Below are 23,911 nucleotides of genomic sequence, written 5' to 3'. Positions count from 1 at the left end.
TAAAAGAGTATTTATGATTGCAGCAATTGCTGTGTTTTTTGCTTCATGTTCTGATGATGATAACCAACAAATTAATAATGATTTACCTCTTGGAGCTTATGATAATGGTGTTTTAATTTTAAATGAAGGGAATTTTGGACAAGATAATAGTACAATTTCTTTTTTATCAAATGATTTAGCCGATTTTCAAGTTAGTGCTTTTTCTACGGTAAATCCAACAAAAATATTAGGTAATACAGCTCAAGATATTGGTTTTTATGATGATTATGCTTTTGTAGTTGTAAATGCTTCTAATAAAATTGAAATTGTAAACCGTTATACATTAGAATATGTTGCGACAGTTGATACAGGTTTAGATAATCCAAGATATATTGCTTTTGCAAACGGTAAAGGTTATGTAACGAATTGGGGCGATGCTTCTGTTACTACAGACGATTATGTGGCAATATTAAATGTTTCAAACTATACTGTTTCTGGAACTATTCCTGTAGTAGAAGGACCGGAACGTATTATTGAAAACAACGGAAAATTATATGTTGCTCACAAAGGTGGATATGGTTATGGTAATACGGTTTCTGTGATAAGTTCTACTTCTAATTCAGTTACAAATTCTATCGCTCTTGGAGCTGATGTTCCAAATTCATTGCAAATAGAAAATGGAAGTTTATACGTTATCTGTGGTGGAAAACCAGATTGGACAGCGGATGAAACTTTAGGAAAATTTATAAAAATTAATTTGTCAAGCGAAACAGTTACATCATCTATTGATTTTACAGCAGGAAATCATCCTTCAAATTTAGTTATTGATGGTAACGAAGTTTATTACACAGTTGATTTGGGAATCTATAAAATGAATTTAACAGCAACTAGCTTACCTTCTACAGAATTGTTTTCAACAAATAGTCAAGGAGTTTATGGTGTTTATAGTTTTGCTGTTGCCAACGACAAAATTTTTGTTGGTGATGCTTTAGATTACAGTGCCAATGGTAAAGTGTATATTTATTCTAAAACAGGAAACTTAGAAAAAGAATTAACTGTTGGTGTAACTCCAACAGGTTTTTATTTTAATTAACTGTTTTTATTTTTTTGTTTGTTAGAAAAAAGGCTTCCGTTTGGAAGCCTTTTTATTATTTTCTATTTTAAATTTGGAAGATTCTCCAAATACATTCCTTTTTCAATGCCGTCTAGATTTTTGGAATCTGTAACATGTTCAAAAACTTTTATATTTGAATTATCACTCATTCTTCCATTTGTATTTATGTAATTTAAAGCTGCATAAAGCATTGGTTCAGTGTTCTCTCCCAAAACTCCTAAATTTGCATAATCTTCATTAAGTGGAACATTTGGGACAAAACCGTTTGAGTATTCTCCAAATCCATCTTTATTGATTATTTTTAGAACAATAGGTTGCATGGCATATTTGTGATTTGGATTAAGGTTCTCTTTGCGAAAAGTTGGAGAATCATACAAAGTAATTGAACCTACATTTTTACCAGTTGTAACACTTCCAATTGTAGTAACATTTATATAAGGTCTTAAACCATTTATGACTAATTCACTTGCAGAAGCTGTTGAATTTGTAGTTAAAACATAAACTTTGTTTAGATTCAAGCTGTTTATTCCATTTCCATTACTCAATGAGTTCGTGAATTTGTTTATCAAAGCATCTGGATTGACTGAGTTGTAATAACTCATTCTTTTTTCATTCCATTCTTGTCTTGCAAAAACTTGACCGTTAAACTGTCCTGTAATCATACTTGCTAATTCTGTAGCTACATTAACTGAACCACCAGAATTGTATCTTAAATCTAATATTAAATGTGTAACTCCTTCACTTTGAAAATAAGCAAATGCATTATTTAGTTCATTTTCATAATTTGTATAAAAACCATTGTACATTAAATAACCTACTTTTTTAGTTCCAACAGTATGTACATTTTTAATTAAAACAGGATTTTCTGAATAAGCCGTTTTTGTTAGTTCAATTGTGTTTCCATTTGGAGTAATGTTTCCATTATCATAATCAGCCATGTTTAAAGTAAAAGTATCATCTGATAAACCAGAAGAATTTAAATAACCTTCACTATTTACGGTCAACGGAACACCATTTACAGCATAAAAAATATCTCCACGATGGATGTTTTTTGAAGAAGCATCCGAATTTGGAAGAATATAACGCACAAAACCAAAAACTTCTGTAGAACCAGGTGTTTTTCTTTTAAAACCTAAATCAGCACCAGTATTTTTTGAAGTTCCTTGCAAAGCAGCTTCTAAAATGTTATAATCGCTAAAAAGAACGCTATATTTATCTACATTTCCTGGTTCATATCTCAAGTGTTGAAATAAACTTTCAGGTGTATAATTGCTTAAAAAATTTTGAAAATCAGCATCATTAGCAAATCTTCCATCAACTAAATCAGGAGATTTTTTTTGCCAATAGTAATATTGATTTAACCCAGTCCAGATAAATTCATTGGTGTTTTTATAGTGTAAAACATCATCATAGTCATCACTACAACTTTGAAATATAAATAAGAAACAAAATGTTAGTACTAATGATTTTAAAACTTTATTCATAAAAGAATTTTTTAGCAGGTTTATTAATATAACTTCAATGAAGTAATTTTGGTATGTAAATTTATATTTTTTATGCTATTGTAACAATTTTAATTTACATTCGTCTTAACTTTATAAACAAACTAACAAAATGAAGCAACAAGAGTTCATTACTCTGATTAAACCTTTTAAGGATAAACTTTTTCGTTTAGCAAAGAGAATGTTGGTTAGTAATGAAGAAGCAGAAGACGCTACTCAAGAAGTTTTATTGAAATTATGGAAAGCTGATACAACTAAATTTAAGAGTATTGAAGCAATGGCTATGACAATGACTAAAAACTATTGTTTAGACCAATTGAAAGCAAAAAGGAGTGATAATATATCTCTAGTTCATAGTAATTATAGTGATAATTCTTCTTTAGAAAAGCAAGTTATAGCTAAAGATGATTTAAATATTGTTGAAAAAATTATAAACACTTTACCTGAACAACAACGAATAATTGTTCAGTTAAGAGAAATTGAAGAATATGAATTTGCTGAAATTGCCAAAATAGTAGATATGAATGAAACAGCAATTAGAGTAGCTTTATCAAGAGCAAGAAAAACAATTAGAGAAAAATTTAGTCAATTATAGATTATGGAACTGCAAAAAATTGAAAAATTACTAGAAAAATATCTAGAAGGAACTACTTCATTAGAAGAAGAAAAAATTATAAAAAACTTCTTTGCAAATGATAATGTGCCTTCTCATTTAGAGAGCTATCAATCGCTTTTTGAATACTATAAAATTAGTAAACAAGAAATGAGTAAAGAATTCATAATCCCAAAAAACAAAAATAATTATATAAAATGGTTTGGTGTTGCCGCAAGTCTTGTATTTGTTTCTATAATTACATTTATGTATTTGCAAGAAAACACAACAAACCAAGAAAACTTAGATACATTTAAAACTCCTGAAGAAGCTTTTGTTGAAACACACAAAGCTTTACAATTGGTGGCCAACAATATGAATTCAGGTTTAGAAAATGTAGCTTATTTAGAAGAATACGAAAAAACAAAAGAAATAATTTTTAAATAGAAATCATGAAAAAAATAGCAATTTTAGTATTAGTCCTTTTACCAGCATTTTTGTTTGCTCAATCTTCTTTCGATAAATTTGAAGGAAAAGAAGGAGTGAGCTCAGTAAATGTGAGTAAAAAAATGTTCGAAATGATGAGTAAAGTGAAGGTGGATGCAAAAGATAAAGAAATGCAACAATACCTTAATTTACTTAAAAAGTTAGATAACTTAAAAGTCTTAACAACAAGTAATGCAAAGATAGCAAGTGATATGAAATCGTCTGTTACTTCTTATCTAAAATCAAATCCTTTGGAAGAATTGATGCGTGCAAATAGCGATGGAAAAGACGTGAAAATTTACATTAAATCAGCAGGAAGTAGCTCAATAGTTAAAGAATTATTGATGTTTATGGAAAGTAGTTCAAAAGACACACCTTCTGTTTTATTATCACTTACTGGTGAATTTGATTTAGATGAAATATCTTCTTTGACCGAACGATTAAACTTGCCAGGAAAAGATGAATTGAAAAAAGCTTCAAAAAAATAAGATGAAAAAACTAACTATATTTTTATTTTCAATAGTAACTTTAATAAGTTGTAATACTAAACCAACCTTACAAAAGTACTTTGTAGAAAATACAGAATCAAAAGATTTTATAAGTATTGATTTAGGTTCAGATATTATCAATACCGAAAAAATGAGTTTGACTGATTCAGATAAAGAAGCTTTGGAATCATTCGATAAAATGAATGTTTTGGCTTTTAAAAAAGAAGAAACCAATAAACAAAATTATGATGTTGAGGTAGAAAAAGTTAGAACAATTTTGAAAGACACAACTTCTTACAATGAATTAATGAAATTTGGTTCAGGTAGTGATGGTGCTTCCATTTATTTTGTTGGTGATGATGATCATATTAACGAATTTGTTTTATTTGCCAACAAAAAAGAAAACGGTTTTGCAGTGGTGCGAATTTTAGGAAAAGATATGAATCCAATGAACATTATGAAAATAATGAATTTAATACAAAAATCAGATATTAATTTGGATCAATTGAAACCCTTACAAGAAATGATGAAATAATAAAAAAAAAGCTCCTTAATTGGAGCTTTTTTAATTTTTAAAATATTTCCACGGAACAACAAGCATTCCAAAACATTCTCCTTTGTCTTTTCCTAGATGTTTATGATGCATTTTATGAGCTCTTCTAACTGCTTTTGCATATCTATTATTGGCATTTCTAAATAGTTTAAAGCGTTGGTGAATAAAAATATCATGAACCAAGAAATAAGCAATTCCATAAGCTAAAATACCTAAACCAATTGCTAAACCTAAGTCAAATGAACCAATGCTCCAAGTGTAAAAACAAGTAATACTTACAATAGCATAAAAAATAAAGAAAGCATCATTTCGTTCAAACCAAGAATCATGGTCTTTTTTATGATGATCAGCGTGTAAATTCCATAAAAAACCATGCATTACGTATTTATGTGTAAACCAAGCCATAAATTCCATAATGCAAAAAGTAAGTATAAAAACAACAATTTGTAACAACATTTTTTTAATTTATTTTTAGATAATATTCAATCTATATTTAACGTAGCATCTTGCTAAAAGCTGCATTTTTTGATAATCTGAAACTCTAATGCGAGTGTTTTTAATTTCTAGCGAAGGTGTTTTTTGTAGCTTAATCAAAAGTTTTTTATAATAACGATAAGCTGTATAAACTCCAAATTTAGCTTCCAAAGGTAATTTTTTTATGCCTTCATAAGCCGCTTCAAAATCACTTTCAATATCAGCAATTATTTCTTGTTTTGATTTTTCATCCAATTGATTTAAATCTGTATTGGGAAAATAAGTTCGACTTAAATCTTCAAAATCGGCTTTTAAATCTCTCAAAAAATTTACTTTTTGAAAAGCAGAACCTAATCGCATAGCAGAATCTTTCAGTTCATTATATTTTTCATCATTTCCTTTGACAAAAACTTTCAAACACATCAACCCAACAACATCAGCAGAACCATAAATATATTCTTGATATTCTTCTGTTGTATTGTATTCACTCTTACTTAAATCTAAACGCATACTTTTCATAAAAGCATCAATCATTTCTTGTGGAATATTGTATTTGTTTAATGTATGTTGAAATGAATTTAAAATTGGATTTAAACTTATTTTATGTTCAAGAGCATCTGCTAAATCTTGTTCAAATTTATTAAAAAGAAATTCTTTGTCATAATCATGAAACGAATCTACAATTTCATCGGCAAAACGAACAAAACCATAAATATTATAAATATCTTGTCTAATGCAAGGAGCAAGCATTTTTACAGCACTTGAAAATGAAGTACTATAAGTTTTAGTAACTTTTACACTGCAATCATTAGAAACTTTGTCAAATAGTGCTTTCATTATTTTTGATATTTTTCTATTAAATCTGAAACTAATTTTCCTGAAATTAAAGAAGGAGGAACACCTGGTCCAGGAACAGTTAATTGTCCAGTAAAATATAAATTTTTAACTTTTTTACTCTTTAATTTTGGTCTCAAAAATGCTGTTTGAAGTAACGTGTTAGCCATTCCATAAGCATTTCCTTTATAAGAATTGTAATCTTTTATAAAATCATTTACGCAAAAACTTTCTTTAAAGATTATATTTTCTTTCACTTTTTGATTCGTCAATTTCTCAAATCTAGTGATTATTTTATCAAAATATAATTCTCTAAATGTTAAAGTGTCATTTAATCCTGGAGCAATTGGAACTAAAAAAATTCCTGCTTCTTTTCCTTCAGGTGCTGAATTTTCATCTGTTTTTGATGGAAAACTTGCATAGAATAAAGGCTCATTAGGCCATTTTGGATCATCATAAATATCAGAAGCATGAATATCAAAGTCAACATCAAAAAACAGAGAATGATGTTCTACATTTTCAATTTTCTTATCAAAACCCACATAAAATAGGAGTGAAGAAGGAGCAAATGTTTTATTATCCCAATATTTTTCAGAATATTGTCTATCTTTTTCTTCTAAAAGAGTTTCTGTATGATGGTAATCCGCACCACTTAAAACTATATCACTTTTAATTTTTTTTCCGTTTACTTCAATTCCAACAGCATGTCCACTTTCAACTATTATTTTCTCAACATTTGAATTAGTTTCGATTTTAACTCCTAACGCTTTGGCTAAAGACTCCATAGCTAAAATCACAGAATACATTCCATTTTTTGGATGCCAAGTTCCTAGGCCAAAATCAGCAAAATTCATAAAACTATAAAACGAAGGAGTATCGCTTGGTTTAGCACCTAAAAACAAAACCGGAAATTCTAAAATTTGAATTAACTTCTTATTTTTAAAACGTTTTCTCACATCTTTTGAAATAGTACTAAAAAACTGATTTACTTTTTTGGCTGTTTCTAAAGTAATTAGCTCCAATGGAGATTCACCTGGACGATAAACTAACTCTTTTATAGCAATGTTATAATTGCTTTGAGCTTCATTCATAAATTGTTTAAGAACTTTTCCACTTCCTTTTTCAATTGATTCAAAAGTGACTATAATATCATCTAAATTATCTGCAATAGTTACAAAATCTAGTTTATCAAAATAAACTTGATAAGCTGGACTTAATTTTATTAATTCATAAAAGTCAGAAGGTTTTTTATTGAAATCAGCAAAAAATCGTTCAAAGACATCAGGCATCCAATACCATGTTGGACCAATATCAAAAGTAAAACCCTCTTTTTTTAGTTGACGTGCTCTTCCTCCAATTGTACTGTTTTTTTCATATATAGTTACATCATAACCACTTTGAGCTAAATAGCAAGAAGCTGCCAAAGCCGAAAAACCAGAACCAATAATTGTTATTTTTTTATTCATATTTAGAGACTAAGAACAAAATCAGATATGTTTTTGTAGGTTTTTATTTTTTCAGATATTTTTTTTTCGTCAATATCAGCAATCATTCTACCTAACAGAACTAAATTGTGTTCGTTTTCTGTTAGTACTTCTGTATTAATTTTTTGAATATATTCATCAATTTCATTAGCTGAAGGTTCTACCGTCAAATAGCTAACAAAAGTTATTTTTTCAAAATATTTTTTTATATCCACTAAGTTATCAATAGGAAGGTTTTCTCCTAAGAAAATAGTTTTATAACCCTTATTTAAAATTTCATAATTCACATACATTAATCCTAATTCATGGATTTCATTTAATGGTAGAAACAAAATGAAAACTTTATCATGCTTTGTGGGCTGCTTACTCTGAATTTTTTCAGTCTCACTTAATAACTTTTGTTTAATTAAGTAGGAAATGAAGTGTTCATGAGCTGGAGTAATAGTCTCCGTTTGCCATAAAAAGCCAATTTCTTCCATTAACGGTATAAAAACCTCATAGAACACTTCTCTAAAAGATTTATGTGTTAGAAGCTCATTATATGTTTTAAAAAACAAAGTATGATCAAAATCCATCATTGCCATTTTAAAAGATTTAATAGCATGAATGTTTGCACTTTTTTCAGAAATTATTTCTTTAACTTTTAAAGGAATTTCTTCAGGTTTTAATTGTGCAATTTTAGAAATTTTATAACCATAGTTATGTAGTAATACTATATTTAATAATTTTTGAAGATTTTTAATGTCATAGCACCTAATGTTTGTATCAGTTCGCATAGGTTCAAGAATATTATATCTCTTTTCCCATATTCTAATAGTATGAGCTTTGATTCCAGAAAGGTTTTCAAAGTCTTTTATACTGAATACATTTTTAACATTGTTCATCTTTTTCTATAATTTGTTAAACAAAAGTAATGAAAAATAATTGAACATAGGTGTTGTAAACAAAAAAAAGCCAAACAAAATTTTGTTTAGCTTTAAATTTACTGTGACCATGGAGGGATTTGAACCCTCACGCTCTTGCGAGCACCACCCCCTCAAGATGGCGAGTCTACCGTTTCTCCACATGGCCAAAAAACAAAAAAAGTTAAGCGTGATGCTTAACTTTTTTAAAGTGACCTGGCTGGGGCTCGAACCCAGGACCCCATCATTAAAAGTGATGTGCTCTACCAACTGAGCTACCAAGTCGAAGCATTCAATATGTTGTAAATTTGTGACCTGGCTGGGGCTCGAACCCAGGACCCCATCATTAAAAGTGATGTGCTCTACCAACTGAGCTACCAAGTCATTTTATTTCCTGAATGCGGGTGCAAATATAAAACCTATTATTTAGAATTCAATGGGAATTTATTATAAATTTGTATTTTTTTTAAAGATTTTATTTAATTGCTTGTTTTATAATATGTTAATGTTTTTATGAAAATAGTATTAGTTGGGTATATGGGAGTCGGAAAGACGTCTTTGGGAAAGAAATTGGAAAAAAAAGTAGGATTTTCTTGTTATGACCTTGATGAATTGATTGAAAAAAGCGAGAATTCTACTATTGAAACCATTTTTAAAGATAAAGGAGAAGTCTATTTTAGAAAAGTTGAGCATGAATTATTTAAAACTTTCATAGAGCGAGATGAAGATTTTATTTTAAGTCTTGGTGGAGGAACACCTTGTTATGCTAATAATCACCTTTTATTGCAAAGAGATGATGTTACTTCAGTTTATTTGAAAGCAAGTGTAAGTGCTTTAGTTGAAAAATTAAAAAATAAGAGAGCCAAAAGACCTTTAATTAAAAATTTATCAGAAGATGAGTTACAAGAATATATAGCAAAACATCTTTTCGATAGGAATTACTACTATCAAAATTCAAAATTTATTATTAATGTTGATGGTAAAAAGAAAAAAGAAATAGTTGATGAAATTCTTCAATTAATTTAAGTAGACAAACATATTGTCTTTTTCAAATACAACTTGTATGTGCTCTTGTAGTGAAGTTGAGAGAGAAATTCCTTTAAAATCTGCTTTTACAGGGTATTTTTTGTGATTTCTATCAACTAATACGGCTGTTTTAAATTTGTTTAAAGGGACTTCTAAAAAATGTTTAACACCATAAATAAGAGTTGTTCCTGAATTTAATACATCGTCTATTAAAACTAAACCTTTATTACTATATTCTGCTTTGGTAATAGATGTTTTTATTTCATCTTGCGGATTTGTTTTATTGATATAAACTTCACACATTGTAATTTTAATAGGAGATATTTTTTGTAATTCTTCAGCAATTTTATTTGCAAAAACATAACCACTTGAGCTAATTCCAGCTAAAACAACTTCTTTTTCATCTACAAAAGTTTCATAAATTTGATAAGCAATTCTTTTTGTTTTGTGTTGAATCTCTTCTTTATTTAAAATGATATTTTGCATAGTAGTTTATTTTTTTTCAAAGATAAAAAAGAGTTCTTTATCTTTTCGTGGTTTAATTGAATTATATGCTCTTTCGAGTTTTTTTATATTGAATTTTTGAGAAAATAAAATTAAGTACTCTTCTTTAGAGCCTCCAAATGGTGGACCAACTTCAGTTAAAGGAAAGTCAAATAGTAAGCCTGCAATTTTTCCTTTTTCTTTAAGTAAAGAATACATTTTTGTGGCATATCTACTTCTCATTTCAGGATTTAAAGCACAAAAAAAAGTCTGTTCAATGATTAAATCAAATGTTTTGTTTAATTCAAAAAAATCTCCTTGAATAAAGTTAGCTATATGTTTAGGATTTTTCTTTTTAAGTGCTTCTATTGGTTGTTTAGCGATGTCAATAACGGTTACGTTAGAAAAATCATTTTCAATTAAATAGTCAAATTCATAGCCATTTCCTGCTCCTGGAATTAAAATTTTTAAATCCTTGTTTTTAATTTGATCAATATATTCTTTTAATGGAGTTGTTATTTCACCAGTATCCCAACCAGTGTCATTATTTTGATATCTTTCTTCCCAGTATGCTTTATTCATCTTCTTTTTGCACTATGTTATCATCATCCCAAATATAATCATCAATGTCTCTTCTGTCTTTTTTTGTGGGTCTTCCGTCACCTTTTGCTCTATAATGCTCTTTAGATAACTTTAATAATTCCAAATGCTCAAAAGCTTCTACAGGAGTTTCATCTTTGCGATACATATCTACTAATTTGGCTCCAACTCGATTTTGTGGAACATCTAAAACTGTAATTTTATAGTTAATTTGGTCCTTTCTCAATACAATTTTATCTGTTGGATAAACTTCTCTAGATGGCTTAGCCGTTTGGTTATTAACTGTAACATGACCTTTTTTTATAGCTTCTGAAGCCATATTTCTAGTTTTGTAATATCTAACACACCATAAGTATTTATCTATTCTCATATTTTAACAAAAATCAATGTTAATTATTACACAAAAATAAATCAAAATTGTATCTTGCACCCTATAAAAATTGAATAATAAAATGAAAAATATTTTTAAGGCATTAAGTTTTGTTGTTTTAGCCACTCTATTTGCTGGTTGTCCAAAAGATGATACTATAACAGCACAACCACCAAAACCTTATTCAGAGCAATACCCAATTGATAAAGCGGCAATTGACGATTTTCTTGCGACACATTATGTTACTGTTGATGCTGAATATAACACAACATTTACTCTAATTGAGGCTGGAGGAACAGAAATACCTATTAAGGATAGGACTGATATTTTAAAATCTATTGAAGTAGATAGAAATGATTTGACTTATACTTTATATTATTTAGAATTAAATGAAGGAATTGGAGAACAACCTATAAAAGTAGATTCAGCATTTGTTTCTTATAAAGGAACTTTATTTGATGGAACTGTTTTTGATACAGCAGAAAGCCCTGTTTGGTTTAATTTACAAGATGTTATTCCAGGATGGGGAGAAATTGTACCTAAATTTAAGATAGGTAATTCAATTGAAAATCCAGATGGAACAGTTACTTATGAAAATTATGGAGCTGGTGTTATGTTTTTGCCTTCTTCTTTTGCTTACTATGGTTCTTCTATTGGGGCTATACCATCTTATGCTCCATTAATTTTTAATTTTAAATTAATTGGTCAAAAACATATTGATCATGATAGTGATAGAGTTTTGTCAGTTTATGAGTACTATGATCCTTCAAAGACTGATGGGAGTTTGTTAGACACTGATGGGGATGGAGTGCCTGATTACCTTGATGTGGATGACGATAATGATGGAGTTATAACTAAAGAAGAGGTTAAGTATTTTGATACCAATGGAGATAAACAATATTATGATTTTGCCAATATTCCAACATGTAGTGGTGGATCTTTGAAGAAACATTTAGACCCAAGTTGTCAATAGAAACTTCTATTTATTATTTAAAGCACAAAAAAACCAATTCGAAAGAATTGGTTTTTTTGTGTTAATAAACAAATTAAATTATTTTCTTGAAATAGCTTTTATAGCTGCATGAACAATAGCTTCATTATTTAATTTATATTTTTCCATCAATTGTGCTGGAGTTCCGCTTTCTCCAAAACTATCATGAACTGCTACAAATTCTTGCGGAACAGGATTGTTTGTTACCAATGTTCTAGCAACACTTTCACCTAAACCTCCTAAGAAGTTATGCTCTTCAGCTGTAACTATGCACCCAGTTTTTGCAACAGAATTCATAATCGCTTCTTCATCTAAAGGTTTAATTGTATGGATATTGATTACTTCAGCAGAAATACCTCTTTCTTCTAATTTTTCAGCTGCAATTAAAGCTTCCCAAACTAAATGTCCAGTTGCAACTATTGTAACGTCTGTTCCTTCGTTAAGCATAACAGCTTTTCCTATTATGAATTCTCCGTTTTCTGGAGTAAAGTTGGCTACACTTGGACGGCCAAAACGCAAATAAACTGGTCCATGATGATCAGCAATTGCAATTGTTGCTGCTTTAGTTTGATTGTAATCACAAGTATTGATTACAGTCATTCCTGGAAGCATTTTCATTAAACCAATATCTTCTAGTATTTGGTGAGTTGCTCCATCTTCTCCAAGTGTTAAACCAGCGTGAGAAGCACAAATTTTTACATTTTTATCAGAATAAGCAACTGATTGACGAATTTGATCATAAACTCTTCCTGTAGAAAAATTAGCAAATGTTCCTGTAAAAGGAATTTTTCCACCAATAGTTAAACCAGCTGCAATTCCAATCATGTTTGCTTCTGCAATTCCGATTTGGAAAAAACGTTCTGGGTGATTTGCTTTAAAATCGTCCATTTTTAATGAACCGATTAAGTCTGCACAAAGTGCTACTACATTTTCATTTTTTTGACCTAGCTCTGTTAAACCAGCTCCAAAACCTGAACGAGTATCTTTATTTCCTGTGTTTGTATATTTTTTCATTTTGATTTGAATTAAAAGTAAAATTTAAAATTGAATTCAACTTCTTTTGTTTCTGTATAATTTAATTCTGTATTTATTTTATTACCACTAACATTCATGAATCTTACTAAAACATCATTTTCAGTTAGAGGTATTTTAAATTCATTAATAAAATTACTTTTATAATAATTATAGTAATTCTTTTGATTTGGAATTGTATTAAAAATGTAATAAAAATCCTTTAAAATTTTTTTCTTATTCTTTTTTTTATTCGTATAAGCATATAATACAGAACGAACTATGATCTCATTTTTGATCGAGTCTTTCTTATATGTAACTTCAGTAAAGACATCTTTATTTGCAGATTCAGTATTGGAAATGTAGTATGAATCTTTTACTTTTAATCTGTCTAAATCCTCTACTTTTTTGAAAGTAAAATTTAAATCAAAATTTACTTGAATGTTGTTTTTAAAGTCAAATAGTTCAGCCTTTTTATATTTTTCACTTTGAATAATAGTAATTTTATATGTAGAATCTTTTGAATTTCTTATTTCAATCCTTTCTCCATGAAAATTTGTATAACTATTATCGAACTTTGCAAAAGACATATTGTCAAAATCAAGGCTAATTCCTTCACTTTGCCCAAAAGACATTAGATTTAAAAAGAAAAAAAATATAAAGAAAAATTTATTCATTCTAATAGTCACCTAAAGTTTCAGGGTTTTGAGCTAAAGCATTTGCCAACTGATCATCATTTGGAGCCTTTCCATGCCAAGCATGAGTATGCATCATAAAATCAACACCGTTACCCATTTCAGTATATAAAAGAACACAAACTGGTTTCTCTTTTCCTGTTCTGTTTTTTGCATCAGTCATTCCAGCAATGATTGCTTCTAAGTTGTTACCTTCTTTGATTTCTAAAACATCCCAATCAAAAGCTTCAAATTTGGCTTTTAAACTTCCCATGTTAAGAACTTCATCTGTCGTTCCATCAATTTGCTTTCCGTTAAGGTCAATAGTTGCAATAAGATTGTCTACTTTTTTAGCAGAAGCATACATAATCGCTTCCCAGTTTTGTCCTTCTTGCATTTCACCATCACCATGTAAAGTGTACACTAATTTTGAATCGTTGTTCAATTTTTTAGCTTGTGCAGCTCCAAGAGCAACTGACAAACCTTGTCCTAATGAACCAGAAGCCATTCTAATCCCTGGTAAACCTTCGTGAGTAGTTGGGTGACCTTGCAATCTTGAGTTTAACAATCTGAATGTTGCTAATTCTTTTACAGGGAAATAACCACTATGAGCTAAAACGCTATAAAAAACAGGAGAAATGTGACCGTTTGAAAGAAAGAAAATATCTTCATCAATTCCGTCCATGTCAAAGCCTTCTTTTCTTTCCATTAGATTTTGGTAAAGAGCTACTAAGAATTCTGTACAACCTAATGAACCTCCTGGATGACCAGAATTTACAGCATGTACCATTCTAAGAATGTCTCTTCTAACTTGTGTAGTTAAATCTTGTAGTTGTTGTGTGTTTGGTTTCATTTTTAATGATAAAATTTAAAAGTGCAAATATAAGTAGTTTAAAATTATTAATTTCTACTTTAGTATGTTGACTTTTTAAAAGTTATCTACAAAAAAAAGCCTCGCAGATGCAAGGCAATATTTTATTTGATTTTAAACTTATAATTTTTCAGTTTCTGATATGACCCGAATTAATTTTTTATTGACAAATTCGTCTATACCTAATGCAGATAATTCTCTTCCATAACCAGACCTTTTTGTTCCTCCAAAAGGCATATCGGTTGAAGATTTGGTTGGATGATTGATAAAAACCATTCCAGAATCAATTTGATTGGCTACGTTTTTTGCTCTCTCTATATTTTTTGAAAATACTGAACCTCCTAAACCAAAATCTGTTGCATTAGCTAATTTAATAGCTTCTTCTTCATTTTTTACTTTATAAAAACTAGCTACAGGTCCAAATAACTCTTCTTTGTATAAATCCATTTCTGGAGTAATATTTGAGATAATGGTTGCTTCCATAAAATTTCCTTTTAAATCAGCTTTTTTTCCTCCAACTTCAATTTTTGCACCTTGAGAAACTGCTTTTTCAACTTGTTTTAAAATAGTTTCCAAAGCATCTTCACTAGAAAGTGGGCCAAGTTGGGTTTCTTTATCCATCGGATCACCTAGTTTTAAAGCACTCATTTTAGCTTTAAATTTCGATAAAAATTCGTCAGCAACTTTTTCTACAACTATAAAGCGTTTAGAAGCTACACAACTTTGTCCGTTATTCACTGTTCGACCATAAATGGCTAAATCGGTTGCTCTATCAATATCAGCATCTTCTAAAACAATGAAAGGATCACTTCCTCCAAGTTCTAAAACGGATTTTTTAATATTTTTTCCAGCAGCTTCTGCTAATGATGCACCAGCTTTTTCACTTCCTGTTAACGAAGCACCTTGAATTCTTTTATCATCAATTAATTTTGAAACTTTTGATCCTGATAAAAATAAATTGGTATATAATCCTTCTGGAGCATTGGTTTCTTTAAAAATATCTTCTATTGCTTGGGCACATTGAGGTACATTTGAAGCATGTTTTAATAAAATGGTATTTCCAATCATGATATTTGGAGCCGCAAAACGAGCAACTTGGTAAAATGGAAAGTTCCAAGGTTCAACTCCTAATAGAACTCCAATGGGACTTTTTCTAATGAATGCTTCACCTATCTCAACTTTTAAAGATTCATCAGCTAGAAAATCTTTTGCATTTTTAGCATAATATTCAAAAATAGAAACTGCATAATCAATTTCATATTCAGCTTGACTAATTAATTTACCCATTTCTAAAGTAATTAATTTGGACAGTTCTGATTTCTTTTCTTTTATGATTGAAGCTACTTTATTTAAAACTTTAGCTCTTTCTTCAAAAGAAGTAAATTTCCATTTTTGATATGTTTCATCAGCCTTCGCAATAGCTTTTTCAATTTCTGATTCATTCATTTCTTCAAAAGACTTTAGCTTTTCTAAAGTGTATGGATTTATTGATTGTATTGACATAATTTTTTATTTTGTATCAGCTTCGCTGTAATAATTATTTTCTTCATCTTCGCTACCAATGTTTTCTTGTACATCATCTAATTCTGAACCAGGTACATCTAAGTCAACTCCTGTTTTAACATCATCAAAAGATTTTTCATTCATTTTTCCTGGTAAAGTGTCTGTTGTTTTGAGTTTAGTAATATCTTCAGGGTTTAATTCTATTTCTTCTTTTTCCTTGTTATAAATATCTTCATTTGCAGGGTAATTCATTTTTTCTAAATTATCCTCAATTTCTTTTTCTGAATTTTGCTTTTTATCTTTCATAATTTCTATATTTTATTTTTTTAAAAATCTACTAATTACATAAATAATTAAAGCAACTACTACTATAGAAACAAAAATTCCTATACCAAAACCTGCTTTAAATATGCCTTCAATTACTGAACAACTTGTAAATAAGAATGAAGTCGACAGAACAACTAATGGAAGTGTTAATTTATTTTTCATGATGTGCAAATTTATATTGTGTTTACAAATTTCATGATTACTATCCAATTTTGCCTTACACTATTTTCTAAATTAATTGCATGATTTACATTAAAGAATAAAAATCATTATAATTAAATCATAAAACAGCTCTTCTTAAATTTCAAATAAATTATATTTGCCACTTGTAAAATGCCACTATGAAATTCGATTTACTTAAAAAAGATACACAATCAAAAGCCAGAGCAGGAACAATAACAACTGATCATGGAGTGATAGAAACACCAATTTTTATGCCTGTTGGAACAGTTGCTTCAGTAAAAGGAGTACACCAACGCGAATTAAAAAATGATATTAATCCAGATATTATATTAGGAAATACTTACCATTTATACCTTCGTCCACAAACTGAAATTCTTGAAAAAGCAGGTGGATTACATAAATTTATGAATTGGGATAGAAATATTTTAACTGATTCTGGTGGTTATCAAGTGTATTCGCTTTCTTCCAATAGAAAAATTAAAGAAGAAGGTGTAAAGTTTAAATCGCATATTGATGGTTCATATCATTTCTTTTCACCTGAAAATGTAATGGAAATTCAGCGAACTATTGGAGCAGATATCATCATGGCTTTTGATGAATGTACACCATATCCATGTGATTATCGTTACGCAAAACGTTCAATGCATATGACTCACCGTTGGTTGGATAGATGTATTACGCATTTGGAAAACTTACCTTTCAAATATGGTTATGAGCAAACTTTTTTCCCAATTGTTCAAGGAAGTACTTATAAAGATTTAAGACAACAATCTGCTGAATATATAGCAAATGCTGGAGCACAAGGAAACGCAATTGGCGGATTGTCAGTAGGAGAACCAGCTGAAGAAATGTATGCTATGACTGAAGTGGTAACAGCTATTCTTCCAGAAGATAAGCCAAGATATTTAATGGGTGTAGGAACTCCAATTAATATTTTAGAAAATATTGCTTTAGGAATTGATATGTTTGATTGTGTAATGCCAACAAGAAATGCCAGAAACGGGATGTTGTTTACAGCAAATGGCTCAATCAACATTAAGAATAAAAAATGGGAAGCTGATTTTTCTCCAATTGATGAAATGGGTCACACTTTTGTCGATACAGAATATACAAAAGCTTATCTTCGTCACTTGTTTGCAGCTAATGAATATTTAGGTAAACAGATTGCCACAATTCATAATTTAGGATTTTATATGTGGCTAGTTCGAGAAGCTAGAAGACAAATTTTGGCAGGAACATTTAGAGAATGGAAAGATAAAATGCTTGTACAAATGAGTCAACGTTTATAAATTCTAAATTTTAAATTTGGAAAATGAAAATAATCGATAAATATATATTAAAACGTTATTTAGGCACATTTTCAGTAATGTTGTTGATGTTTATTCCTATTGGAATTGTCATTGATGTTTCTGAAAAAGTAAATAAAATGATAGAAAATAAAATTCCATTAAAAGATATTTTAATCTATTATGGTGATTTTACTATCTATTTTGCAAATTTATTATTCCCTATTTTTCTTTTTTTATCGGTTATTTGGTTTACTTCAAAATTAGCCAACAATACTGAAATTATTGCAATTCTAAGTTCTGGAATTTCTTTTAATCGGTTTTTAAAACCTTATATTATTGGTGCAACTGTAGTTTCTGTTTTTGCTCTTATTATGGGATTCTTTTTAGTTCCAAGTGCAAGTAAAGGGTTTAATGATTTTAGATATTCTAACTTAAAAGGAAATAGTCAAACTAGAGAAACCAATGATATTTATCGTCAGATTAAGAACGAAAATAATGTTAGTGAATACATTTATGTAAGTAATTATAACTATTTATCAAAAACAGGTTTTAATTTTACATTTGAAAAAAGTATTGGAAACAAATTGCAATACAAAGTATCAGCAAGTAGAATTAAATATGACGAAAAAACGAAAAGCTACACACTTTATAATTATAAGAAAAGAACGATTGGTAAATTAAATGATATTTTGGAATCTTATGAAAAGAAGATTCAGAAATATAATTTTGAACCTGATGATTTAACTCCGGTAATTTATGCAGCCGAAACTATGTCAATAACTGAAATCAATGATTTTATTGACAAAGAACGTGATCGTGGAAATTCAAATATCAATACTTATTTAGTCGTACTTTATAAAAAATATAGTTTACCAGTTTCTGCTTTCATTTTAACAATTATTGCGGTTGCTGTTTCTGCCATGAAAAGAAGAGGTGGAATGGGAGTTAACCTTGCAATAGGAATCATTATTGCATTTACTTTTATTTTCTTCGATAAAGTTTTTGGCACAATAGCTGAAAAGTCAAGTTTTTCTCCTTTACTTGCTGTTTGGATTCCAAATATCGTATTCGGAATTTTAGCGGTTTATTTACTTCGAAATGCTAAACGATAAACTCAAAAACTATTTACATCTTCACGTAATTGTATTTATTTGGGGATTTACTGCAATTCTTGGCAAACTAATTTCTTTGGAAGCTTTAGATTTAGTTTGGTTCAGAATGTTTTTGGCAGCTCTTTTTATAGTTGTTTTTTTGGTATACAAAAAAGAGAGTATTAAAGTACCTTTAAATGCTTTAATTGGATTTATAATTTCAGGAATAATTATTGCAGCTCATTGGTATACTTTTTATCAAGCTATAAAGGTTTCTACTATTTCTATTACATTGGCTTGTTTGTCTACAGGAGCTTTTTTTGCTTCCTTGATTGAACCTGTTTTTTATAGAAGAAAAGTAATTTGGTATGAAGTATTATTTGGACTCTTTGCTGTAATTGGAATTTCAATAATATTTAATGTAGAGACAAATCATAAATTAGGAATTATTCTAGCTATTGTTTCTGCTTTTTTATCAGCACTTTTTTCAGTAATTAATAGTAAGTATGCTAAAATATATAATCCAAATGTGATTTCATTTTATGAATTATCAAGTGGAGTTCTTTTTTTGAGTTTATATTTGTTAGCTACAGAAAAATTTTCAACTTCATTTTTTGAATTAACTTTTGAAGACTTTGCTTGGCTAATTGTTTTAGCCTCAATATGTACAGCTTATGCTTTTTCAGCTTCCATAAAAGTGATGAAGTTTTTAAGTCCTTTTACGGTAATGTTGACTGTCAATCTTGAACCCGTTTATGGTATTATTTTGGCTTTATTAATTTTTAAGGATTCAGAACACATGAATTCACTTTTTTATCTTGGTGCTGCAATAATTCTACTTACTGTTATAGCAAATGGAATAGTTAAGAACAGAAAAAAGTTAAAAACTAATTAAATTTAAGTTAGATAAAAGTTATAAAAATTTTATATTTGTAATAGAAAATACAAACTAAACGTAAACCAATATATGGAATATTTAGATTTTGAATTACCAATAAAAGAACTTGAAGATCAGTTAGATAAATGTATGGTAATTGGTGAAGAGTCAAATGTAGATGTGACAACAACCTGCAAACAAATTCAGAAAAAACTAGACGAAACGAAGAAAGATATATACAAAAACCTTACAGCTTGGCAACGTGTTCAGCTTTCTCGTCATCCAGATCGTCCATACACTATGGATCATATTAATGCTTTAACAGAAGGAACTTTCTTAGAACTTTTTGGAGATAGAGGAGTTAAAGATGATAAAGCAATGGTTGGTGGTTTAGGAAAAATTGGAGGTCAATCTTTTATGATCATAGGTCAACAAAAAGGATATAACACTAAAACACGTCAATACAGAAATTTCGGAATGGCTAATCCTGAAGGATATAGAAAAGCATTGCGATTGATGAAAATGGCTGAAAAATTTGGAATTCCAGTTTTAACTTTAGTTGATACTCCTGGTGCTTATCCAGGTTTAGAAGCTGAAGAAAGAGGTCAAGGTGAAGCAATTGCTCGTAATATTTTTGAAATGTGTCGTCTTCAAGTGCCAATCATTACTGTAATTGTTGGTGAAGGTGCTTCTGGAGGTGCATTAGGAATAGGTGTTGGAAATAAAGTATTCATGTTAGAAAACACTTGGTACTCTGTTATTTCACCGGAATCTTGTTCTTCTATTTTATGGAGAAGTTGGGAATACAAAGAAGTTGCAGCTGAAGCTTTAAAATTGACTTCATACGATATGAAGAAACAAAAGTTAATTGATGATATTATACCTGAACCACTAGGTGGTGCTCATTATGATAGAGAAACAACTTTTGCAACAGTAAAAAAATATGTACTTAAGGCTTTTGATGAACTAAAAGAGTTATCAACAAAAGATTTAGTAGCACAAAGAATGGATAAATATAGCAATATGGGTGAATTTAAAGATTAATAACCCAAATTCTTACAATTTTAAAAAATCCGTCTTTTACATTTACTGACGGATTTTTTTTGTGGGTTGTTAACATTAAAATAAATTTACTAACACTAATTTAACATTGAATTTTTAACAATTCAACTTTACTTTTTATTATAAAAGGTATACATTCGCAATATGGAAAATGTCAGAAATATAAACCCAATCAAAGTAGATAAAACAACAATTATCAATCTTGAAAAAGGAAAGTTGCCACCTCAAGTTTTAGACTTGGAGGAAGCGGTTCTTGGAGCAATGATGATTGATAAAAAAGGTGTTGATGAGGTTATCGATATTTTGCAAGCAGATGCTTTTTACAAAGAAGCACATAAACATATTTTTGAAGCTATTGTTGAGCTTTTTAACGATACACAACCTATAGATTTATTAACGGTTTCTGCTCAATTACGTAAAAACGCAAAACTTGATTTAGCTGGTGGTGATTTTTATTTAATTCAGTTGACACAAAAAGTTTCTTCTTCTGCTCATATCGAATTTCACTCACGTATTATTTTACAAAAGTTTATCCAACGTAGTTTGATAAAAATTTCAAGCGAAATTATTGAAGAATCGTATGATGAAACTACAGATGTATTTGATTTATTGGATAGAGCTGAATCAAAATTATATGAAGTTACACAAGGAAATATCAAACGAAGTTCTGAAACAGCACAAAGTTTAGTAATTCAAGCTAAAAAACGTATTGAAGAAATTGCTGGTAAAGAAGGTTTGAGTGGAATTCCAACAGGTTTTCATGCTTTAGATAAGCTAACTTCAGGATGGCAACCTTCTGATTTAATTATCGTAGCTGCTCGTCCTGGTATGGGTAAAACAGCTTTTACACTTTCAATGGCTCGAAATATGGCAATTGATTATGGAGCACCAGTTGCCTTTTTCTCGTTAGAGATGTCTTCAGTTCAGTTAATTACTCGTTTAATTTCTTCTGAAACCGGATTGTCTTCTGAAAAATTGAGAACAGGAAAATTAGAGAAACACGAATGGGAACAACTTTCTATAAAAGTAAAAAATTTAGAAAAAGCTCCTTTATATATTGATGATACTCCTTCATTATCTATTTTCGATTTACGAGCAAAAGCAAGACGTTTAGCTTCACAATATGGAATTAAATTAATTGTAGTGGATTATTTGCAATTAATGACTGCTGGTGGAAATGGAAAAGGTGGTGGAAACCGTGAGCAAGAAATTTCAACTATTTCACGAAATTTGAAAGCTTTAGCCAAAGAATTATCAATTCCTGTAATTGCTCTTTCTCAACTTTCTCGTGCGGTTGAAACACGTGGTTCTAGTAAAAGACCTTTGCTTTCAGACCTTCGTGAATCTGGAGCAATTGAGCAAGATGCCGATATTGTATCATTCATATATCGTCCTGAATATTATAAAATTGATGAATGGGATGATGAAGAGCGTTCTCCAACTCAAGGTCAAGCCGAATTTATTGTTGCAAAACATAGAAATGGTGGTTTAGATAACGTAAGATTAAAATTCGTTGGAAATCTTGGTAAGTTTGATAACTTAGATGATTTTAGTTCTCCTTTTGCTGATTTACCTTCAAAAATGAATTTGGATGATCAACAAAATCCATTTGCTACTCCAAAATTACCTTCTCCTAATGAAGCTTTTGGAAGTAATTTCAACAATGATGACGATGATTCAGATGTTCCGTTTTAAGAAACAAATCCACTCAAAAGGTGGATTTTTTTATGTTTTCTTTTAGATATTTTCTCTTATCTTTGATAAAAAAAGGAATGCAGTTACTTAGAAAAATTACAATACTCTTTATAATTTTATTTTCATTTACTGCCAAAGCATCTTTTGTTTTAATTCCAATGGAAGCTGAAGGGCAACAAAATCACCTAAAAGCTTATGGAATTACTTATTGGGCTTTGGAAAAAAACTACAAAGTAAATTGGTTACTAAATTATCGTGGAGGATCATTCTTATTTCCTGATGCTGATGAAATTCGTAAGGAATGCCAAATTAGAGGGGTAACTTTTGAAATTTTATCTGATGGACAAACTTCAACTATTTTAGAAGAAATAAGTAGTCCTTCTCAAAATCAAGAAACTGTTATTCTAGAAAAAGCACCAAAAATTGCAGTGTATACACCAAAAGGGAAAAAACCTTGGGATGATGCTGTAACAATGGTTTTGACATATGCTGAAATTCCATATACAGAAATTTATGATGAAGAAGTTTTAAGTGATCAATTAATATTGTATGATTGGTTGCATTTGCATCATGAAGACTTTACAGGTCAATATGGAAAATTTTTTGCTGCTTATCGCAATGCACCTTGGTACATAGAGCAAAAAAAAGAAGCAGAAGCTTTGGCTACAAAATTAGGATATAGTAAAGTTTCTGAAGAAAAAAGAGCTGTTGCTATAAAGATTAGAGATTACGTCATTGGTGGTGGATTTATGTTTGCCATGTGTTCAGCTACAGACAGTTTTGATATTGCTTTATCTGCTGAAGGAGTTGATATTTGTGAACCTATGTTTGATGGTGATGAAAGTGATGCCAATTACCAATCAAAAATTGATTTTACAAATACATTTGCTTTTAAAGACTTCATGTTGGAAAGAAATCCAATGATGTATGAGTTTTCAGATATTGACACTACTTTAGAACATGGAAAAGGAGCAATGGCAATGGAAAATGATTATTTCTCTTTGATGGAATATTCTGCTAAATGGGATCCAATTCCTACGATGTTATGCCAAAATCATACTACATTAGTAAAAGGATTTATGGGGCAAACTACGGCTTTTGATGCTTCCAAAGTAAAATCAAATGTTTTGGTGATGGGTGAATGTAAAATCAATGGTGAAGCAAGATACATTCATGGAACAAAAGGAAAGGGAATGTTTACTTTTTATGGTGGTCATGATCCTGAAGATTATCAACATAGAGTAGGTGATGCTCCTACAGTTTTAGATTTGCATCCAAATTCTCCTGGCTATAGATTAATCTTAAATAATGTATTGTTTCCTGCAGCTAGAAAGAAAAAGCAAAAAACATAGAAAATGTGCTTTTTGGCATTGAATAATTAGAAGTTGTTATTTGTTTTTATTGATAATATATTTATTAAATTGATAAATAGTGTAAAATTAATGCAAGT

27 protein-coding genes and 3 tRNA genes are annotated in these 23,911 nt (G+C 29.5%); 13 read left to right on the top strand and 17 right to left on the bottom strand.

Features of this window, described 5'->3' with window-relative positions:
• The first annotated feature begins 13 nt into the window (after positions 1-13).
• Entirely contained in the window at positions 14-1,072 is a 1,059-nt protein-coding gene (locus ACFO3U_RS11240; RefSeq protein ID WP_379742203.1) for a YncE family protein, read from the top strand.
• A 62-nt stretch (positions 1,073-1,134) separates the two neighbouring features.
• On the opposite strand, the gene ACFO3U_RS11235 is transcribed toward ACFO3U_RS11240, so the two are convergent.
• Positions 1,135-2,577: a S41 family peptidase gene (locus tag ACFO3U_RS11235; protein WP_379742200.1), complete on the bottom strand. Its 1,443-nt coding sequence runs from the start codon at positions 2,575-2,577 to the stop codon at positions 1,135-1,137.
• A gap of 130 nt (positions 2,578-2,707) precedes the next feature.
• On the opposite strand from ACFO3U_RS11235, the gene ACFO3U_RS11230 reads away from it, so the two are divergent.
• The 4 genes from ACFO3U_RS11230 to ACFO3U_RS11215 are packed head-to-tail and all read left to right on the top strand — an operon-like array spanning position 2,708 to position 4,696.
• Positions 2,708-3,190 (top strand): RNA polymerase sigma factor, encoded by a 483-nt coding sequence (locus tag ACFO3U_RS11230; RefSeq protein WP_379742197.1) that lies wholly within the window; start codon positions 2,708-2,710, stop codon positions 3,188-3,190.
• A gap of 3 nt (positions 3,191-3,193) precedes the next feature.
• Entirely contained in the window at positions 3,194-3,634 is a 441-nt protein-coding gene (locus ACFO3U_RS11225) for a hypothetical protein (protein WP_379742194.1), read from the top strand.
• Between the two features lie 5 nt (positions 3,635-3,639).
• On the top strand, positions 3,640-4,161 hold the full coding sequence (locus ACFO3U_RS11220; protein WP_379742191.1) for a DUF4252 domain-containing protein: 522 nt from the start codon (positions 3,640-3,642) through the stop codon (positions 4,159-4,161).
• A gap of 1 nt (position 4,162) precedes the next feature.
• Positions 4,163-4,696: a DUF4252 domain-containing protein gene (locus ACFO3U_RS11215; protein ID WP_379742188.1), complete on the top strand. Its 534-nt coding sequence runs from the start codon at positions 4,163-4,165 to the stop codon at positions 4,694-4,696.
• A gap of 30 nt (positions 4,697-4,726) precedes the next feature.
• Here the strand turns inward: ACFO3U_RS11215 and ACFO3U_RS11210 are convergent, their stop codons facing one another.
• From ACFO3U_RS11210 to ACFO3U_RS11180, 7 genes are all read right to left on the bottom strand, one after another.
• Positions 4,727-5,170 carry a sterol desaturase family protein gene (locus tag ACFO3U_RS11210; protein ID WP_379742185.1) on the bottom strand — a complete coding sequence of 148 codons (444 nt, stop codon included), beginning with the start codon at positions 5,168-5,170 and terminating at the stop codon, positions 4,727-4,729.
• A 15-nt stretch (positions 5,171-5,185) separates the two neighbouring features.
• A complete protein-coding gene (locus tag ACFO3U_RS11205; RefSeq protein ID WP_379742182.1) occupies positions 5,186-6,025 on the bottom strand; it encodes a phytoene/squalene synthase family protein in 840 nt (279 codons plus the stop codon).
• Positions 6,025-7,488 carry a phytoene desaturase family protein gene (locus tag ACFO3U_RS11200; RefSeq protein WP_379742179.1) on the bottom strand — a complete coding sequence of 488 codons (1,464 nt, stop codon included), beginning with the start codon at positions 7,486-7,488 and terminating at the stop codon, positions 6,025-6,027. Before ACFO3U_RS11200 ends, ACFO3U_RS11205 begins: the two co-directional genes overlap by 1 nt.
• 2 nt (positions 7,489-7,490) lie before the next feature.
• Positions 7,491-8,390 (bottom strand): MerR family transcriptional regulator, encoded by a 900-nt coding sequence (locus ACFO3U_RS11195; protein WP_379742176.1) that lies wholly within the window; start codon positions 8,388-8,390, stop codon positions 7,491-7,493.
• A 104-nt stretch (positions 8,391-8,494) separates the two neighbouring features.
• Positions 8,495-8,577, bottom strand: a tRNA-Leu gene (locus tag ACFO3U_RS11190).
• A gap of 43 nt (positions 8,578-8,620) precedes the next feature.
• Positions 8,621-8,693: transfer RNA gene (locus ACFO3U_RS11185), tRNA-Lys, on the bottom strand.
• A 26-nt stretch (positions 8,694-8,719) separates the two neighbouring features.
• Positions 8,720-8,792 (bottom strand) — tRNA-Lys (locus tag ACFO3U_RS11180).
• A 129-nt stretch (positions 8,793-8,921) separates the two neighbouring features.
• Between ACFO3U_RS11180 and ACFO3U_RS11175 the strand changes: the two genes are divergently transcribed.
• Positions 8,922-9,434: a shikimate kinase gene (locus ACFO3U_RS11175; protein ID WP_379742173.1), complete on the top strand. Its 513-nt coding sequence runs from the start codon at positions 8,922-8,924 to the stop codon at positions 9,432-9,434.
• Here the strand turns inward: ACFO3U_RS11175 and ACFO3U_RS11170 are convergent.
• From ACFO3U_RS11170 to ACFO3U_RS11160, 3 genes are read right to left on the bottom strand one after another with little or no spacing between them, the layout of a single operon-like run.
• Positions 9,426-9,920, bottom strand: a complete 495-nt coding sequence (locus ACFO3U_RS11170) for a phosphoribosyltransferase family protein (RefSeq protein WP_379742170.1) — start codon at positions 9,918-9,920, stop codon at positions 9,426-9,428. The genes ACFO3U_RS11175 and ACFO3U_RS11170 overlap by 9 nt on opposite strands.
• 6 nt (positions 9,921-9,926) lie before the next feature.
• Positions 9,927-10,499 (bottom strand): methyltransferase domain-containing protein, encoded by a 573-nt coding sequence (locus ACFO3U_RS11165; RefSeq protein WP_379742167.1) that lies wholly within the window; start codon positions 10,497-10,499, stop codon positions 9,927-9,929.
• Positions 10,492-10,887 carry an RNA-binding S4 domain-containing protein gene (locus ACFO3U_RS11160; RefSeq protein ID WP_379742163.1) on the bottom strand — a complete coding sequence of 132 codons (396 nt, stop codon included), beginning with the start codon at positions 10,885-10,887 and terminating at the stop codon, positions 10,492-10,494. The genes ACFO3U_RS11165 and ACFO3U_RS11160 overlap by 8 nt, the downstream gene beginning before the upstream one ends.
• 82 nt (positions 10,888-10,969) lie before the next feature.
• On the opposite strand from ACFO3U_RS11160, the gene ACFO3U_RS11155 reads away from it, so the two are divergent.
• Positions 10,970-11,860, top strand: coding sequence for an FKBP-type peptidyl-prolyl cis-trans isomerase (locus tag ACFO3U_RS11155; RefSeq protein ID WP_379742160.1), 891 nt, complete (start codon positions 10,970-10,972; stop codon positions 11,858-11,860).
• Positions 11,861-11,938: 78 nt separating this feature from the next.
• Here the strand turns inward: ACFO3U_RS11155 and ACFO3U_RS11150 are convergent, their stop codons facing one another.
• The 6 genes from ACFO3U_RS11150 to ACFO3U_RS11125 form a co-directional block, all read right to left on the bottom strand.
• Positions 11,939-12,892: a transketolase family protein gene (locus ACFO3U_RS11150; RefSeq protein WP_379742157.1), complete on the bottom strand. Its 954-nt coding sequence runs from the start codon at positions 12,890-12,892 to the stop codon at positions 11,939-11,941.
• Between the two features lie 11 nt (positions 12,893-12,903).
• Positions 12,904-13,524, bottom strand: coding sequence for a hypothetical protein (locus ACFO3U_RS11145; protein WP_379742155.1), 621 nt, complete (start codon positions 13,522-13,524; stop codon positions 12,904-12,906).
• Between the two features lie 43 nt (positions 13,525-13,567).
• Complete coding sequence (locus tag ACFO3U_RS11140) at positions 13,568-14,416, bottom strand: transketolase (protein ID WP_379742152.1); 849 nt, start codon at positions 14,414-14,416, stop codon at positions 13,568-13,570.
• A 138-nt stretch (positions 14,417-14,554) separates the two neighbouring features.
• Complete coding sequence (locus ACFO3U_RS11135; RefSeq protein ID WP_379742149.1) at positions 14,555-15,937, bottom strand: NAD-dependent succinate-semialdehyde dehydrogenase; 1,383 nt, start codon at positions 15,935-15,937, stop codon at positions 14,555-14,557.
• 6 nt (positions 15,938-15,943) lie between these two features.
• Positions 15,944-16,243, bottom strand: coding sequence for a hypothetical protein (locus ACFO3U_RS11130; protein ID WP_379742146.1), 300 nt, complete (start codon positions 16,241-16,243; stop codon positions 15,944-15,946).
• A 12-nt stretch (positions 16,244-16,255) separates the two neighbouring features.
• The gene (locus ACFO3U_RS11125; protein ID WP_379742143.1) at positions 16,256-16,426 is read right to left on the bottom strand and encodes a hypothetical protein; all 171 of its coding nucleotides are present in this window, start codon (positions 16,424-16,426) and stop codon (positions 16,256-16,258) included.
• A gap of 179 nt (positions 16,427-16,605) precedes the next feature.
• On the opposite strand from ACFO3U_RS11125, the gene tgt reads away from it, so the two are divergent.
• The 6 genes from tgt (at position 16,606) to ACFO3U_RS11095 (ending at position 23,813) form a co-directional block, all read left to right on the top strand.
• Positions 16,606-17,736 (top strand): tRNA guanosine(34) transglycosylase Tgt, encoded by a 1,131-nt coding sequence (tgt, locus tag ACFO3U_RS11120; protein ID WP_379742140.1) that lies wholly within the window; start codon positions 16,606-16,608, stop codon positions 17,734-17,736.
• A 23-nt stretch (positions 17,737-17,759) separates the two neighbouring features.
• Positions 17,760-18,848, top strand: coding sequence for an LptF/LptG family permease (locus ACFO3U_RS11115; RefSeq protein WP_379742137.1), 1,089 nt, complete (start codon positions 17,760-17,762; stop codon positions 18,846-18,848).
• The gene (locus ACFO3U_RS11110; RefSeq protein WP_379742134.1) at positions 18,835-19,722 is read left to right on the top strand and encodes a DMT family transporter; all 888 of its coding nucleotides are present in this window, start codon (positions 18,835-18,837) and stop codon (positions 19,720-19,722) included. The genes ACFO3U_RS11115 and ACFO3U_RS11110 overlap by 14 nt, the downstream gene beginning before the upstream one ends.
• A gap of 72 nt (positions 19,723-19,794) precedes the next feature.
• Entirely contained in the window at positions 19,795-20,748 is a 954-nt protein-coding gene (locus ACFO3U_RS11105) for an acetyl-CoA carboxylase carboxyltransferase subunit alpha (protein ID WP_379742131.1), read from the top strand.
• A 162-nt stretch (positions 20,749-20,910) separates the two neighbouring features.
• A complete protein-coding gene (dnaB, locus tag ACFO3U_RS11100) occupies positions 20,911-22,461 on the top strand; it encodes a replicative DNA helicase (RefSeq protein WP_379742128.1) in 1,551 nt (516 codons plus the stop codon).
• Positions 22,462-22,538: 77 nt separating this feature from the next.
• Positions 22,539-23,813 (top strand): asparagine synthetase B, encoded by a 1,275-nt coding sequence (locus ACFO3U_RS11095; RefSeq protein ID WP_379742125.1) that lies wholly within the window; start codon positions 22,539-22,541, stop codon positions 23,811-23,813.
• Positions 23,814-23,911: the final 98 nt, after the last annotated feature.

This window comes from Flavobacterium ponti, assembly GCF_042652765.1.
GTDB lineage: Bacteria > Bacteroidota > Bacteroidia > Flavobacteriales > Flavobacteriaceae > Flavobacterium > Flavobacterium ponti.
Note: the sequence above shows the minus strand (reverse complement) of the source record. Positions and strands in the feature narration are given on the sequence as shown.

Coding starts and splice junctions, on each gene's coding strand:
- ACFO3U_RS11240 (WP_379742203.1), top strand. CDS start 14: ATGATTGCAGCAATTGCTGTGTTTTTTGCTTCATGTTCTGATGATGAT.
- ACFO3U_RS11235 (WP_379742200.1), bottom strand. CDS start 2,577: ATGAATAAAGTTTTAAAATCATTAGTACTAACATTTTGTTTCTTATTT.
- ACFO3U_RS11230 (WP_379742197.1), top strand. CDS start 2,708: ATGAAGCAACAAGAGTTCATTACTCTGATTAAACCTTTTAAGGATAAA.
- ACFO3U_RS11225 (WP_379742194.1), top strand. CDS start 3,194: ATGGAACTGCAAAAAATTGAAAAATTACTAGAAAAATATCTAGAAGGA.
- ACFO3U_RS11220 (WP_379742191.1), top strand. CDS start 3,640: ATGAAAAAAATAGCAATTTTAGTATTAGTCCTTTTACCAGCATTTTTG.
- ACFO3U_RS11215 (WP_379742188.1), top strand. CDS start 4,163: ATGAAAAAACTAACTATATTTTTATTTTCAATAGTAACTTTAATAAGT.
- ACFO3U_RS11210 (WP_379742185.1), bottom strand. CDS start 5,170: ATGTTGTTACAAATTGTTGTTTTTATACTTACTTTTTGCATTATGGAA.
- ACFO3U_RS11205 (WP_379742182.1), bottom strand. CDS start 6,025: ATGAAAGCACTATTTGACAAAGTTTCTAATGATTGCAGTGTAAAAGTT.
- ACFO3U_RS11200 (WP_379742179.1), bottom strand. CDS start 7,488: ATGAATAAAAAAATAACAATTATTGGTTCTGGTTTTTCGGCTTTGGCA.
- ACFO3U_RS11195 (WP_379742176.1), bottom strand. CDS start 8,390: ATGAACAATGTTAAAAATGTATTCAGTATAAAAGACTTTGAAAACCTT.
- ACFO3U_RS11175 (WP_379742173.1), top strand. CDS start 8,922: ATGAAAATAGTATTAGTTGGGTATATGGGAGTCGGAAAGACGTCTTTG.
- ACFO3U_RS11170 (WP_379742170.1), bottom strand. CDS start 9,920: ATGCAAAATATCATTTTAAATAAAGAAGAGATTCAACACAAAACAAAA.
- ACFO3U_RS11165 (WP_379742167.1), bottom strand. CDS start 10,499: ATGAATAAAGCATACTGGGAAGAAAGATATCAAAATAATGACACTGGT.
- ACFO3U_RS11160 (WP_379742163.1), bottom strand. CDS start 10,887: ATGAGAATAGATAAATACTTATGGTGTGTTAGATATTACAAAACTAGA.
- ACFO3U_RS11155 (WP_379742160.1), top strand. CDS start 10,970: ATGAAAAATATTTTTAAGGCATTAAGTTTTGTTGTTTTAGCCACTCTA.
- ACFO3U_RS11150 (WP_379742157.1), bottom strand. CDS start 12,892: ATGAAAAAATATACAAACACAGGAAATAAAGATACTCGTTCAGGTTTT.
- ACFO3U_RS11145 (WP_379742155.1), bottom strand. CDS start 13,524: ATGTCTTTTGGGCAAAGTGAAGGAATTAGCCTTGATTTTGACAATATG.
- ACFO3U_RS11140 (WP_379742152.1), bottom strand. CDS start 14,416: ATGAAACCAAACACACAACAACTACAAGATTTAACTACACAAGTTAGA.
- ACFO3U_RS11135 (WP_379742149.1), bottom strand. CDS start 15,937: ATGTCAATACAATCAATAAATCCATACACTTTAGAAAAGCTAAAGTCT.
- ACFO3U_RS11130 (WP_379742146.1), bottom strand. CDS start 16,243: ATGAAAGATAAAAAGCAAAATTCAGAAAAAGAAATTGAGGATAATTTA.
- ACFO3U_RS11125 (WP_379742143.1), bottom strand. CDS start 16,426: ATGAAAAATAAATTAACACTTCCATTAGTTGTTCTGTCGACTTCATTC.
- tgt (WP_379742140.1), top strand. CDS start 16,606: ATGAAATTCGATTTACTTAAAAAAGATACACAATCAAAAGCCAGAGCA.
- ACFO3U_RS11115 (WP_379742137.1), top strand. CDS start 17,760: ATGAAAATAATCGATAAATATATATTAAAACGTTATTTAGGCACATTT.
- ACFO3U_RS11110 (WP_379742134.1), top strand. CDS start 18,835: ATGCTAAACGATAAACTCAAAAACTATTTACATCTTCACGTAATTGTA.
- ACFO3U_RS11105 (WP_379742131.1), top strand. CDS start 19,795: ATGGAATATTTAGATTTTGAATTACCAATAAAAGAACTTGAAGATCAG.
- dnaB (WP_379742128.1), top strand. CDS start 20,911: ATGGAAAATGTCAGAAATATAAACCCAATCAAAGTAGATAAAACAACA.
- ACFO3U_RS11095 (WP_379742125.1), top strand. CDS start 22,539: ATGCAGTTACTTAGAAAAATTACAATACTCTTTATAATTTTATTTTCA.